This window comes from Oribacterium sinus (genome assembly GCF_963553175.1).
Lineage (GTDB): Bacteria > Bacillota > Clostridia > Lachnospirales > Lachnospiraceae > Oribacterium > Oribacterium sinus_B.
On sequence record NZ_CAUVME010000014.1, the window covers coordinates 51,615 to 65,102 of the forward strand.

General features: G+C 41.9%; 9 protein-coding genes. 1 reads left to right on the forward strand and 8 read right to left on the reverse strand.

The window, feature by feature from the left end:
- Positions 1 to 326: 326 nt before the first annotated feature.
- The 6 genes from RYO92_RS05650 to RYO92_RS05675 form a co-directional block, all read right to left on the reverse strand.
- The gene (locus tag RYO92_RS05650) at positions 327 to 5,366 is read right to left on the reverse strand and encodes a cell envelope integrity protein TolA (protein WP_315369744.1); all 5,040 of its coding nucleotides are present in this window, start codon (positions 5,364 to 5,366) and stop codon (positions 327 to 329) included.
- A gap of 477 nt (positions 5,367 to 5,843) precedes the next feature.
- Complete coding sequence (locus tag RYO92_RS05655) at positions 5,844 to 6,251, reverse strand: metal-dependent transcriptional regulator (RefSeq protein ID WP_183683622.1); 408 nt, start codon at positions 6,249 to 6,251, stop codon at positions 5,844 to 5,846.
- 245 nt (positions 6,252 to 6,496) lie between these two features.
- Positions 6,497 to 7,342, reverse strand: coding sequence for a metal ABC transporter permease (locus tag RYO92_RS05660; protein WP_315369745.1), 846 nt, complete (start codon positions 7,340 to 7,342; stop codon positions 6,497 to 6,499).
- A gap of 86 nt (positions 7,343 to 7,428) precedes the next feature.
- Positions 7,429 to 8,301, reverse strand: a complete 873-nt coding sequence (locus tag RYO92_RS05665; RefSeq protein WP_315369746.1) for a metal ABC transporter permease — start codon at positions 8,299 to 8,301, stop codon at positions 7,429 to 7,431.
- 100 nt (positions 8,302 to 8,401) lie between these two features.
- The gene (locus tag RYO92_RS05670; protein WP_308578945.1) at positions 8,402 to 9,190 is read right to left on the reverse strand and encodes a metal ABC transporter ATP-binding protein; all 789 of its coding nucleotides are present in this window, start codon (positions 9,188 to 9,190) and stop codon (positions 8,402 to 8,404) included.
- Between the two features lie 12 nt (positions 9,191 to 9,202).
- The gene (locus RYO92_RS05675; RefSeq protein WP_315369747.1) at positions 9,203 to 10,303 is read right to left on the reverse strand and encodes a metal ABC transporter solute-binding protein, Zn/Mn family; all 1,101 of its coding nucleotides are present in this window, start codon (positions 10,301 to 10,303) and stop codon (positions 9,203 to 9,205) included.
- Positions 10,304 to 10,710: 407 nt separating this feature from the next.
- Here RYO92_RS05675 and RYO92_RS05680 point away from each other — a divergent pair, with 407 nt between their 5' ends.
- Positions 10,711 to 11,385, forward strand: coding sequence for a D-sedoheptulose-7-phosphate isomerase (locus RYO92_RS05680; RefSeq protein WP_315369748.1), 675 nt, complete (start codon positions 10,711 to 10,713; stop codon positions 11,383 to 11,385).
- Between the two features lie 460 nt (positions 11,386 to 11,845).
- Here the strand turns inward: RYO92_RS05680 and RYO92_RS05685 are convergent, their stop codons facing one another.
- Together RYO92_RS05685 and RYO92_RS05690 are read right to left on the reverse strand one after the other, a co-directional pair.
- Positions 11,846 to 12,046, reverse strand: coding sequence for a hypothetical protein (locus RYO92_RS05685; protein ID WP_315369749.1), 201 nt, complete (start codon positions 12,044 to 12,046; stop codon positions 11,846 to 11,848).
- A gap of 11 nt (positions 12,047 to 12,057) precedes the next feature.
- Positions 12,058 to 13,356 (reverse strand): ATP-binding protein, encoded by a 1,299-nt coding sequence (locus tag RYO92_RS05690; protein ID WP_315369750.1) that lies wholly within the window; start codon positions 13,354 to 13,356, stop codon positions 12,058 to 12,060.
- Positions 13,357 to 13,488: the final 132 nt, after the last annotated feature.

Consider the following 13,488-nt stretch of genomic DNA (forward strand, 5'->3'; position numbering starts at 1 on the left):
CAGCTCACGTTGTATCGAGATACATCCTTCGGCTCCGTGGGCGTTCCCTCGCCAATTTACCATGCCGTACCATGTCTGAACCTCCTTTCTTTTTCCTAAGAAAAAAGACTTATATTTGTTTTGTCTTTGCCGATAGTGTATCTAAAGGCAATTATTCAGTCCGCTTCTGCTACAGATGCAGCTGTTGTAGTGACGCAGGAGTCGCCATTTCAACTCCTTTCGTCGGTCTTCTGTTACGAAGTTCTTTTCCAACTTCTGTCCTGCAACAGATGTATCTGTAGCAGAAGCGGGTGAATGTTTAATTGAGAATGTGCTGAAGAGGAGTCTTATACTTCTCTTCTTTTTTTGCTAATGGTGAGGTATGCACCTGCCATTGCTACAAATCCGAAGATTCCGAAGAGGTATGGTGTAAAATCATACACTAAACCTGTTGGCACCATTGTTATTCTTGGATTATACAAAGTTACTGTAGTTTTGTTTACAACTTTAGATGCTGTGCAAGCATACCATAAGCCATTCGCTTTAATTACAGTACAAAACTCTTCGACTCCACTTTTCTCTTCAGTGAGTGAGTATTTTGGCTTTTTATAGCCATTTTCTTGCTTTTCATATACTCGATACTTTATGCCATTGTCTAATGGAAGTGTTATTTTTTCGTTATGCTTTAACTTAAAATGAATAACATAATGCCCAGTTTCTAATGCATCTTCAAACAAAGTTCCAGTATCTGGATCGATTTCAATATTATCTAATTTAATTACTTCAACCGTTTTTTCTCTGCCTGATTTTTGATAGTAATCATTTACTACTGACTCTAACTCTTCCTTAGTAAATGATTTTCTCTTCTTTACATTATCCACTGTTTGATCAGTAAACAAACCGAGATAGAAATCAAATTCTTTATCTTTTGCTTCTTTTGTTACTGCTGTACCATTAAATTCTCTTACAATTTTCTTGACTGTAATATCTGTCTTTGGTTCCTTAGGTTGATAAGTATTCTTAATGGTTACTGCACTATGCTCTGTCAAAGCAAATGCCTTTTCATCAGTATTATTTTCTTTAGAAATAAGCTTGTACGAATCTTTTTCTGATGCATTTCCATAAGACTTCTCAGGAACATTCTCCACAACTTTGTACTTCTTATTCGGATTAAGTCCTGTAATCGTGTAGCTGAAAGATAAGCGATCGTATGGCTGATTATATACTACTTGATGTCGTTTTACAGTTATATTACCAACGGTGAACTCAAGTTCTTTACCTTGATCTTCCAAAAATTCATCTCGATAAAGTTTAAAGCTTACATATTCTTTATCTTTTCCATCTTCTTGTACTTCATATACTGTAATTTTTATATCTCGTAGTATAGCCTTTCCTAATTCAGTTATTTTTTGCTCAGGAACTCCGCCAATTTTACTCTTATCATTTTCTATTACTTTGTAACCCTCTCCTTTAAGTCCAACAATCTGCTTTTCAATAGTCAAATCTCTATTTTGAACTTTAATGATTGGTTTATTGTATGGAGTTTTTGGTGTCTTTCCTTTCCACTTATAGCTGAAATGCGCTTCATTATTCGTAAATAAACCATATTTTCCGGCTGAAGTTCCATATAGAGCTTTATCTGTATAATCGCTAGGTAAATTTATTTTTTCTTTACGATAGATATCTTGCAGGTCTGTACGGTCACCTCCGCGGTCATTTGAAGCTTGGCCTTTACTTAACTTTTCATAAGCCTTAGCACTCGGCTTAATCTTAGCAGTCAGTCGAATCTCATAGCCCGCCGGCAAACTGAAATCTGAAGGATCCGTTGTTAACTTTATCTCTCCACCTTGTTGTAAAGCAGGATTAGGTTTCTCAAGTATAAACCTATTTAAGCCTAGTTCCTTAAGTTGATCTACTGTTAACGCGTTTCCATCAGTATCTACTCCATTGGCTTGCATCTTAAATACTTCAGCCTTAAGTTCTGTATCATTTACCAGAGTTACATTTTCACTTAAGGTATCTGTAATTGTAAGTTCTGTTGCATTTGGAGCTATCTTTTGTCCCAAATCTATAATACTCGACTTAAGACTTTCCGGAGTTGAACCATCAAATATCTTACTATCTGCTCCCTTCAACAACGCAGATTTTGCTCTTATAAACTTTCCTTTATTTGTTTTAGGTACTTCTTCCCAAGGTCTATGATCGTCCCCAGTAAACTCACTAGGTCCATGTGCTTGAGTCAATTCTTTCAAATGCTTCCAGTTATCCTTATTACCAATTCCTATGGTATAAAATGCTGTATATGAATTGCCATTAAAATTTGAAAGAAATCCTCTCGCTTGATTTAACGCAACCCTACTGAAATCAACCCCATTTCCATAAGAGTAGCCTTTTTGTAGCGATGCTGTGAAGTTGCTTAATCCACCGTTCGTCTTCCTTGTTTCATCATATACCCCATTTTCTAGAACATAGCTGTAAACGGGATCATTATCTGCAATTAAGACAATGATTTTATTTGTATCATGTCCTACAGAACTTGAAGTTACGTGATCTGCTCCATCGAAATTGCCAATGAAACTATCATCAATCAGCCTTCTTGCTCCCATAATTGCAGCAGTATAGTTTGGACCTGTCTGGCCACCTTCGCTTTCAGGTAAGTTTGCAAGCATATTATTGAAATCACTTGCAGAATTTGTAAATCCTCCTACATAAGTCACATCATTAAAAGCTGTATCGCTTATTGTAGTACCATCATCTGTTTTACTACCTCCAAATCCAACTAATCCAAATCTTAAATTATAGTTTGAATTCTTTGATAAACTGGTTACCATTTCAGAAAGATAGTCCTGAACAGCTTCTCTTCTGCTTCTGGTTTTTTCATTTTTGGTATCAAATGATGCATCCATGGTTTTTGTTGTTTCTACCAAAAATACAATATCCAGATTTTCAGGCTTACTTTTTTTCTTCACCTGTGCGCTTAAGGTCAAATCATAAGTACCATCTTGATTATCCTTGATATACTTATCTTGTTTAGACTCCACATCTTCTATAGTTCTTTTCTGCGCCTCTTTGGGTTCTATATCATACACAAAATAGAAGTCATTAGTTCCGCAAAAAGCGTACTGATAATTCTTATATACAATCCATCTAGTTACATCTCTGTTTTCATTTCTTGCTCTTACAGTTTGGAAACCCGTATCATCTATAAAGTCTACACCCTCACCAAATTCCTTCGAGTTTGGTGAATACTTGTAATTAATATCGAAGTAGTCATCATGATTTGCGGAATTTTTATCCAAATGATCTTCTGAAGCTTTGAATGGGTACACTTCTAAGAATTTGTAACCCCTAAAAGTTTTCATTGCCTCTCCGGCTTTTTCCCGATCTTCCGGATTTTTTTTAGCTTCATTTCTATTGTAATAATTACGTTTCGGACCATCGTATGTTGTATATTGAGTTTTGCCATAATTATCTGTCATATACGTTATACCAGACCAGTATTTTAAATCCACGCGTACTGTTGGGCCGATTTCATTGAAATTCTTATCAACATAATGAAACCTTATTGGCAAACATTCTCCTAAATCTTCAAAAGTAATTTGATAAAGAGAAAATGACTCTACTGTAAATTCTTTAGTAATCATTTCTTCTTTTTTATCGTTATTTCCTGTTTTCAAGGTGCTAATTGAATCTTCCAATTTCTTTTCAGATTCTTCATTTCCAGCAACATCATCTTTTACGACAATGTTTTTATAATTATTTGATTGAACAACGGTGTCTACTCTTTCAATCTCTTTTGTTTCATTATTCTCCACCAAGTGATGGATAGAAATTGCATCAGAGGAAACCTCTACCGGCAAAGCTTTCTTATCAATACTAATTCTTACAGATACCGGAGACTTTGGCTCTACTTCTACAGTGCTGTCTTTCTTATCCACAAAGCGGATATCCAAGCTAGCTGCATCGTCGTAGATAGAATGCTCTTTTAGAACCTTAACCTGCTCTTCGGAAAGCTTTTCTCCTTCTACTTCTTCGTCCGGCTTGAAGAGACGCTTTGCTTCTAATACTACATCGCCGTCAAATGCCGCTTCGTCGTAGAATACCTGTACGTTACCGAATCCTTCAATCTCTACGTTCTGGCTCTTTCTACCAAGTTCGTTCAAGCTGTACTGGGTAAAACGAACAGATTGTAATTCAGGAAGGATTTCTTCGCTGTGCTCTGTAATATCTTTCAGAAGACTGCCGTCTTCTACAACTTCTTTCTGTGCTTCTGTTGCCTTTTCAGCCTGAGCTGTCTCGGCTTTAGCTACGGTTTCTTTAACTTCCGCTTCAGTAGCTTCTACCTTAGCTTCTGTTGCTTCTTCTGAAGCTTCTGTCTTCACTTCAGCCTTGGCTTCAGTGGATTCCGCTACTGCTTCTGCAGCGGTACTTACGATTGCTACTTCCGAATCATCCTTACGTGCTTCCTCGGAAGCCTTGCTTTCCTCTGTAGCTTTAGTTGCTTCAGTTGCTTTGCTTTCTGCAACTTCCTGCTTAGCTTCGGTAGAACTCTCTTCTACTTTGGAAGCTTCTACAGTCTGTGCTTCTGTGCTTTCAGCCTTAGCTTCTGTAGCCTTGGCATTCTTAGCTTCTGCCTGTGCCTTCTTGGCATCGCTCAAGAACTGCTTGAACAGGCTTGTCTTGGAAGCCACGGTTACTTTCGGATATTTATTACCATCAACAGAGAGCTGGAAGGTCATTCTTTCTGTAGACTTGTTCTCATACACGAAGGTGATGAGCTCGCTTCCGGTTAGCTCTGTGTTTCTTTCAAGGTTACTGTCAGATGCTTTCTCTTCTTCTGTTAAGGAAACAGTTGTTGCTTCTTCTTTCTTAGGAAGAAGTCCTGCTACTGCACTCTCTTTGCTGTAGAGCAGTAAGCTTTCTTTACTTTCCTTACGAACCAGTCTGTCTAAGTCCTTCGCATCTCTTTCTACATAAATCTGTAAGCCGGCTTCTTCAGCGTTCAGGCTTTCTTCCAGATTCTCGGCGATACTGTTCAGAGGAATGTTGTAAATCTCTTTCTCTCCGTCAAAGTACTCTTCGAACTCTGTCACCAGTTCCTGATCCTTGCTGTAGGAACGAAGGTTGCTCTTTCCCACTTTCTCGCCCTTCAGGATAGCTTCTGTAGCCGCTCTCCGAAGATCCGCACCAAGGAGCTGTACCTTTACTTGGCTTCCGCTTACTTCGATTTCGTTATTCTGTTCGGTATGAGAGGAATCTGCTCGTCCGGAAATGGTAAGTCCACGATAGCCGGTGAACAAAAGACAAGCAATCATCAGCAAGGATAACTTCTGCTTGAATCCCTTCTTCATCTTCCCTATATAATTATTTCTACGATAATTCTTCATGCCATCGACCACCTTTTTCGTACTGTTGGGTTTACGATTCTTTGAAAGAATCCGAAAGCTTTCTTTCAGACTTTCGAAAAGTTCTCAGACATTCTTAGACTTTCCGGAAGTTTCCTTTAAGATTACTTTTCCACTTTCTTAGAATCTTCTTTCCTTATTCTTACTCAGTACAGTTCAGGCTCGATGTTGCGGGCGTTCCTTCTCTGTATCCCGTATTCTAGCAAAAGCAGTTTTTATTTCAATAGACTTTGCGCAAAAGGCCCTTTAAATGTCATGAAAAGGGTTTTTCCCGTTTTATCCCATTTTTCGCCTATTCAAAATGCTTTAAATATCTTCTCGTTCCTTCGATTTTCTGTGCAATATTTCTTAATATTTTTTTAGTTTTTTCTTGTTTCTTTTTCTTCTCAGCTGTATTTTCGCGCAAAAGATTCGGAAGAAGTCCTTTCTCCCTATATTTACGCGCACGAAAAAGAGTTCTTACGCCTTGTCTTCATTTTCATAGATGATTGCCCCGTGGGGACAGGTCTTCGGAAAATGTAAATATGCGTTCAAACGTTCTATCAGCTTCTCATCGCTGATGTGCTCCAGCTGCTCCGCCTGTTCGTGGACTTCCGCTTCTTCATATTGAAGCTTGGTCATCAAAAAGCTTTCCCACAAACGGTGTCTGCTTAAAATGCGTTTGGCGATCCGCTCTCCCTCTGCGCTCAAGGATAGCTGTCTCCCCTCCGCTACTACAAAACCTTCTTGAATCAGTTTCTTCACCATTTCTGATGCTGATGCCCTGGAAACTCCCAGACTATCCGCAATTCTCTGATTACTGGCCTCTCCTTCGCGTTCAGCAATCTTAAAAATCGCCTTGATGTAGTCCTCCCGGTTCTGTGTCATCTGGCCTCCTGTATAGACTCTTACTACAGACCTCTTCCTTTCTTTTTCTGTGTTGCATAGTCGCAATTATTCAATTTTTTTCTTCTCCATTACAGGAAATATAAACCCTTTCTAAATAAAACGCAAGCGTTTCCGTCATTATTCCCCATTTTAATATTTTAACGCCGATTATTTAAGTAATATTCTTAAATTACAAGTTTTTTGCTTTGTGAAAATAGACTATGGCTGCCTTCTTCTCTATAAAATCACCCGGCTTTTATAGGAATGGCAGCTCCTTTTCGATGTGCCTTCTTCCATTCATTTTGTATCAACCCGTCCAGCATACCGACAAAGGCGCAGCATCCGGATAGAGAGATGTTGAAGCGAAAGGATAGTATTAACGCCACTATAGCGTGTAGCAGAGCAAAGGCTATGCTATAGAGAATACATTCCTGCAGATTCCTGCTGTAGAGTCTTGCCACGGCAATGGGAGCTACAAAGAGGGAAATGGTCAGGATTCCTCCCACCGTATCAAAGGAGGATATGCTTGTGATAACGATGCAAAAGAGCAGGGCATAATGAAGACGTCTTTGACTTTTTGACATTTGCCCCGCCTCCTCTCCTTCAAAAAGCAGCTTCTTCATGGGACGGTAGCTAATCAGCAGAAAGGCGGTGTTTAAGACCAGGCAGAACAACATTTTCCAAAAAGCGACAGGCATCCCCAGAGTTCTTTGGAAGGGTATCAGGAAGGGATTTCCCATCAGCACCATATCCGTGTCCAAATGGACGTTTCGGTAATATAGGCTTAAAAGGAGTATGCCCAGAGCAAAGAAGAAGGGGAAGAGAAAACCCAGACTCTCCTCTCTTTTCCAACGAAGCTTTTCCTGTAGCAATTCTATGCAATAGAAGGTGAAGAGGGCGAAAACTCCTGTGCCCAAAATCAGCAGGGGGGAGGACAGGTCTTTGATGAGGCTAAAGCTTAGGACGATCCCCAATAGAGAGGTGTGGGACAGGGCATCTATGGACATACTGCAATTTCTATAATAGACATAGGGACTGAGCATGCCTGTGGCTACAGCGCAGAGAAGAAAGACCAGACAGATTTCCGGCATGGCACTCCTTTCTTATGGGAAGAGACTTTTCAGTGGTTTTAGGAAGAAACTTTTCAGTAGTTTCAGGAAGAAACTTTTCAGTAGTTTCAGGACAATGTTTTGTGACCTAAGCTTTGGATGCCTGCACGGAGCTCTTTCAGGAAAAGCAGTAGCATAAGGCTTCCTCCCATCAGCACGATGATGCCGGCTCCGGTGGAAAAGCCCTTGTATCTAAGGCTTAGTCCCGTTCCCAGCAGGGAATAGAAGAGAGACAGCAGTCCCGCCAGCAGGAAAATGACGTTTCGCCTTCCGGACAGCTCTCTGGCAAAAAGCATTGGCAGAACCAAAAAGGATGCCATTAGAAGCACCCCCAGCATTTTGATGCCCAGAGCAAGGAGGGGTATCAGAAGAAACCGGAGCAGGATATGCATTTTCCTCTCCTCCATGCCCAGAAATTCTCCATACTCCGGGTCGAAGCAATAGAGACAAAATGCCCTTCTAAATAAGAAGAAAAGACTTAGGCTAAACAAGCTCCAGAAGAGAATCAGAACAAAGTCTTCCTTTTGCAGGAAGGCTGCGGAGCCGAAGAGAAAGCTTTTCAGGCCGGATTGGGAGGCTTTGGCAAAGTGGGGATTTCCCGTGATTACAGTTTTTAAAACCATTCCCAGTCCGAACATTCCGCTTAGGCTTAGCGCCAGAGCGCTTTCTCCCCGCATTCCCTGCTCTTCCTTCGTGAGGCTTTGGATAATGCGGAGAGTACAAAAGGCTGTAAATGCAGCGCCCAGGGCAAGAATCTTAGGGGACTTGGTGGCAAAGAGCATATAGGCCAGAATCACTCCGGGATAGGTTCCGTGTCCCAGAGCATCTCCCAGCAGGCTTTGCTTTTTATAGAGAAGAATTCCTCCGACGAGAGCAGCACTGAGGGCCAGCACCCCCAGGGGGAGGGCAATCACAAAGAAATCATAGGATAAAAAGAACATAGGCTTTCGCTTTCTATGGGGAAGCTTGCTGTATCGGGAAATCTCATTTATAGAGCAAGCCTCTTATGGAGAAATAGCAATTTTCTTATGCAAACATGGTTTAGTATGAAAAAATGGCTTCTACGTTTTCAGGGCTCAATACCTCTTCAGCTCTTCCGAAGCCGTAGCTTCCCGCCTTAATCCACAGGATATAATCAAAGTTCTCCTGCAAACGGCTCAGATCGTGGTGGATGCAGAGGATGGTCTTTCCCATTTTCTTGAATTCCTTCAGCTTTTCCGTGATGCTTCGTTCGCTTTTTTGGTCAATTGCGGCGAAGGGCTCATCTAAGAGGAAGAGTTTGGCTTCTTCCGCCAGAGCTCTCGCCAGGAAAACCTTCTGCTTCTGCCCTCCGGAAAGTTGGCTAATCTGCCGTTTTCGTAGTTCTGTTAAGCCCATTTCCTCCAGTGCCTTGTCTCTTTTCTCCCGATCCTCGTTTCTAATAGGAAGAAACCAGCCTCGTTTTTTGTAGGACGCCATCTCTACCACCTCTTCCACAGTGATGGGAAAGTCCCAATTTACCTTGGTGCTTTGCGGAATATAGGAAAGGTAATTTTTCGCTTTTTTCCCTTCTTCTCCGAAAATGCGGACGGTTCCGGCATTTTTCGGAAGAAGCCCCAGCACCGCCTTCATCCAAGTACTTTTTCCGGCGCCGTTGGGCCCGATAATGGCGGTCATGCTTCCTTCCGGAATCTCTACGGAAAGTCGGGACAGCACTTCTTTTTCCCCGTAGGAGACGGAAAGTCCCTGACAGGAAATGGCGGAGGGCATCACAGACGTGTTCGTAAGCACGGCTTGACTGCCGGCATTTGCGTGGGAGAATTGCGCCAAGGAAAAGTTCTCTGCATCCATCCTCTTCTCCTTCTATTTCAGGTGGTCTACAATCAGGTCTACGTTGTAGCGTACCATAGTGAGGTACGTGTCTCCCGCCTCTCCTCGGAGTCCCAGGGAGTCGCTAAAGAGTCCGCCCTCTCCTTCCTTTTCTCCTTCCACCACCTCTACGGAAAAGCCCTTTTCCTTGCAGGATTCCTGGAGCTTCTTCATGCGCTGGGGGTCGGTAGTGGATTCCGTGAAAATGGCTTTAATCTTATGGTCTACGATAAATTGCGCGGTTTCCGCCATGTCATAAGCGGACACTTCGCCGTCCGTGCTTACCCCCTGGGGCGCTTTCACTTCTATACCGTAGGCTCTGGAAAAATACTGGAAGGCATCGTGGGGGGTAAGCAAGACTCGACTTTCCTTGGGAATTTCCTCAAGTCTTTTCTTGGTATATGCTTTCAGCTCTTCCAGCTCCTTCTGATAGGCTTCTTTTCTTTCTTCGATAATAGATTTTTCCTCCGGAAGCTTTTCTTCCAAAGTTGCCGCCATGGTGGAGACTGCCTGTGCATACAGGTCTTGGTCAAACCAAAAATGGGGATCCGGCACATCTTCTCCTTGGAAGGCCTGAATGACCTTATCCTCCGGGAAATCCTTGGAAACCATGACGCCCCCCTGTGCCTTCAGGGCATCCTGCATTTTCCCCTCAAAATGTAAGCCGTGGTAGAAAAGCACCTGGGCACTCTGCATCTTCTTTAAGTCCTCGGGCTTCGCCTCATAGGTGTGGGGATCCTCTCCTCTTGGGATAATACAGCTGATTTCTACGCTGTCTCCTCCCAGCACCTCCGCCATATCCTCCAAGAAGCTGGTGGTGACGCAGAGCTTGAGCTTATCCTTTGCGCCGGTGGAGCTTGCGTCTTTGGATTTTTCGTCTGTCGAGTTTGCATCAAGAGACTTTGCTTCCGGGGACTTTGCGTCAGGAGACTTTGCTTCCGCTTTATCGGCAGATTGACCGGCGGATTGGTTTTCGGATGGACTTCCGGATTGGCTTTCCATGGCTGCTCCACAACCTGCGGAGAGGGCGGTCACCAGAACCAAGCCTAGGAGTCGTTGGAATATGAGCTTTCCGTAGGAGACTTTCTTGTTCATTGTTGTTTTTCCTTTCCTTTTCGTATTGCTGTTTCTTGATGGTTTCTTGATGGTTTCTTGATGGTTTCTTGATGGTTTCTTGATGGTTTCTTCTCCATGACTACTTCTCGAATGCCAAAATCAGTACTATTTATCAAGTTCTATATTTTTCTTGCACTATTTGAGAAGCTTTATTCTTTTTGTAAGGTTATCCTTACAAGTGATTCTATTACTTTGTATACAAGATTGCAAGAACTTCTTTTTCACTTTTGCTTCTTTTTCTTATTTTTCCAAAAAATAGGCAAAAAATCAGAAAGAAGAAAAGACTGGAAATGAAAAATACGTTACAATGGGGATTGATAGAAGTTAAAAGAAGAAAAATACATTTTCCGTAAAAGAAATACTGAAGTTCAAAGGAGGAATGGGCAATGGCTATAGAAATAAAGAACAAAAAAGAAGAACAGGCGAGGGAGGAATTGACTCTCCTGATACAGCGTTACTCGGTACTTTCCGGAATCGAAGAGAATATCTGGCAGGCTTTTATCATGATGCGGGATAGCTACGATAATGGAGGCAAGCTTCTCCTGTGCGGTAACGGGGGCAGCTCCGCAGATACGGATCATATCGTAGGCGAGCTGATGAAGGCCTTTTGCAGTAAGCGGCCTTTGGATCCTGAACTTTTGTCCAATGTAAAAAAGCTCTTCGGAGAAGAGGAGGCCTCTTACTTCGAAAAGCATTTGGAGCAGGGACTGCCTGCCATTTCCTTCAGCAGTCAAACTGCCCTGCACACTGCCTTCAGCAATGACCAGGACGAAACGCTGTTTTATGCCCAGTGTCTCCTTGGCTACGGTAAGCCGGAGGATCTGCTCTTTTGTATCAGCACCTCCGGAAATGCCAAAAATGTTTCTTATGCGCTAAAGCTTGCCAAGGCTATGGGCATCCCCAGCATTTTACTGACAGGAAAGGACGGGGGAAAGGGCAGAGCGATTGCGGACCTTTCTTTGATTGCGCCGTCCAATGAGACGTATCAGATTCAGGAGTTGCATCTGCCGATTTATCATGCTTTGTGTTTGATGCTGGAGAGGTATTTCTTTGCCGCATAAGGGGGACTGTATTCATTGATAAAGGACGCTCGGATGCAGTATAGGCATGAAATCGGGCACGCTCCCGCTAACTTCGCCTTCGTAGCAGTACTAACTTCAAGCTTCGCTTTAGCTCGCTTTCAGTAAGTACTGACGGGCTCAGATTGCCCTCTTTCATGCCTATACTGCATCTGTCGCTTTGACTCATCAAGTTCTACAGTCTTTCGCTACGCAGGCTGTCTTCATATACTGACGGGCTCAGATTGTCCCTATTACAGCCCCATACTGCATCTGTCGCTTCAATCCATTGATTGTTACAGTCCTTCACTTCGTAGGCTTTCGGTAAGTACCGGCAAGATCGGATTGCTCTCTTTCATGCCTATACTGCAATCGCTTTAATTCATTGATTGTTACAGTGCTTCAGTTCATCAGCTTTCGGCTCAAACGATCTCTATTCAGACTTATATCACCAAAAATCTTTTTATTCCTTTGATTTTTTAAAGCTCCTTTGTTCTAAGAATTTCTTCACTTCAGATGCATCTCGAAGATGTGTAATACGTAAAGAAGAGTCTTTTTTTCTTGTCAAAGACTCCTGGTATGATTCTTCTATAGCATTAGCAAATTTTTCGACCTGCTCTTTCCCTGATACTATAAAACTCTTTGTTATACTTTCAGTTGGCATAAGTTCTCCTTCTATAAATCTATAGCTCCTTCATCCAACAAAAACTGCTCTACGCCAAGGTAAAGAATCCCGTCTTCATCATGCTTGGGGAGGATATAGTCTTTTACAACGACTATTTTTCTAAAGAAATCCCCGGACTGCTTTAAGGAGGCGGTTTCCTGTGCTCTTTTCTCCGGGCTGTCTACATGTAAGGCTGACTGAATATAATATTTATTACTTCCTCGATTCACTATAAAATCAATTTCCAGATTTTTCCGTGCTCTTTTGCCCTCTTCATTTTTATAGTTTTGCTCCACTACGCCCACGTCCACATTTAAGCCACGCATACGGAGTTCGTTGTAGATGACATTTTCCATAATGTGCGTCATTTCGTTTTGTCTAAAATTCAGTCTGGCATTTCTGAGACCGGTGTCGGAAAAATAATATTTGTAGGGTGAAGAAATGTATTTTTTCCCTTTCACATCAAATCTTCTGGCTTTTTCCATCAAAAAGGCATCAATAAAATAATCCAAATAAGTGCTGATAGTTAGCTGAGAGATTTTGATATTTTTTTCTGATTGAAAGGTATTTTCCAGCTTTCTCGGATTGGTAAGGGAGCCAATGGAAGAGGAAACAATATCCAGTAAATCTTCCAAGATAAAGGCTTCTTTGCCAATACGGTTCCTCTCCATCACGTCTTTAATATAGGTATTCTGAAAGAGATTTTTCAGATATTCACTTTTTTCTTCCGGCGTTTTCCTGCTAAGGACGGTGGGCATCCCTCCATATAGACAATATTCTTCGAAAGCCAGTCTGGGGTCTCCCTCATAGCAGGAGGAAAACTCTGCAAAGGAAAAGGGATATACCCGAATTTCATCCCCTCTGTCCCGAAACTGAGTCAGAACATCGGAGGACAGCATCTTTGAATTGCTGCCGGTAATGTAAATATCCGCATTGGGAAGTTTCATCAGTCCTAAAACAAGGTCTACAAAGCCAATTTTATTTTCACTGTTTTTGATATAAGGATTCTCTACTTCTTCCACAAATTGAATCTCGTCAATAAAGATGTAGTAGTTTTGTTCCGGCTGCATGCGCTCCCGAAGGTAAGCATCCAGTGTAAGGGGATTTCTATACTGCATGTTGTGAAGCTCATCCAAAGCTATGGTAATGATTTGCTCCTCTTTGATGCCAAGACTAAGCAAATATTTTTTATACAGAGTGAATAATAGGTAAGACTTTCCGCATCGTCGAATACCGGTGATGATTTTTACCCTTCCATTATCCTTTTTATCGATTAAACGCTTTAAATATCTTGGTCTTTGCACTTCCATAGGTTTCTCCTATTTTATATTTTTGTGTAAATGCACATTTTTATAAAATGTTTTTTCTATTATAAAGGTAAAGGATGGAATCGAGTAGGAGGCGGCGACTAACCGCCGTCCTCTCACAGCACTGTACGTACG

Bases quoted from the DNA above. Each gene is read 5' to 3' on its own strand.
- RYO92_RS05690 (WP_315369750.1), bottom strand. From the start codon at position 13,356: ATGGAAGTGCAAAGACCAAGATATTTAAAGCGTTTAATCGATAAAAAG.
- RYO92_RS05665 (WP_315369746.1), bottom strand. From the start codon at position 8,301: ATGTTCTTTTTATCCTATGATTTCTTTGTGATTGCCCTCCCCCTGGGG.
- RYO92_RS05675 (WP_315369747.1), bottom strand. From the start codon at position 10,303: ATGAACAAGAAAGTCTCCTACGGAAAGCTCATATTCCAACGACTCCTA.
- RYO92_RS05680 (WP_315369748.1), top strand. From the start codon at position 10,711: ATGGCTATAGAAATAAAGAACAAAAAAGAAGAACAGGCGAGGGAGGAA.
- RYO92_RS05685 (WP_315369749.1), bottom strand. From the start codon at position 12,046: ATGCCAACTGAAAGTATAACAAAGAGTTTTATAGTATCAGGGAAAGAG.
- RYO92_RS05655 (WP_183683622.1), bottom strand. From the start codon at position 6,251: ATGACACAGAACCGGGAGGACTACATCAAGGCGATTTTTAAGATTGCT.
- RYO92_RS05650 (WP_315369744.1), bottom strand. From the start codon at position 5,366: ATGAAGAATTATCGTAGAAATAATTATATAGGGAAGATGAAGAAGGGA.
- RYO92_RS05670 (WP_308578945.1), bottom strand. From the start codon at position 9,190: ATGGATGCAGAGAACTTTTCCTTGGCGCAATTCTCCCACGCAAATGCC.
- RYO92_RS05660 (WP_315369745.1), bottom strand. From the start codon at position 7,342: ATGCCGGAAATCTGTCTGGTCTTTCTTCTCTGCGCTGTAGCCACAGGC.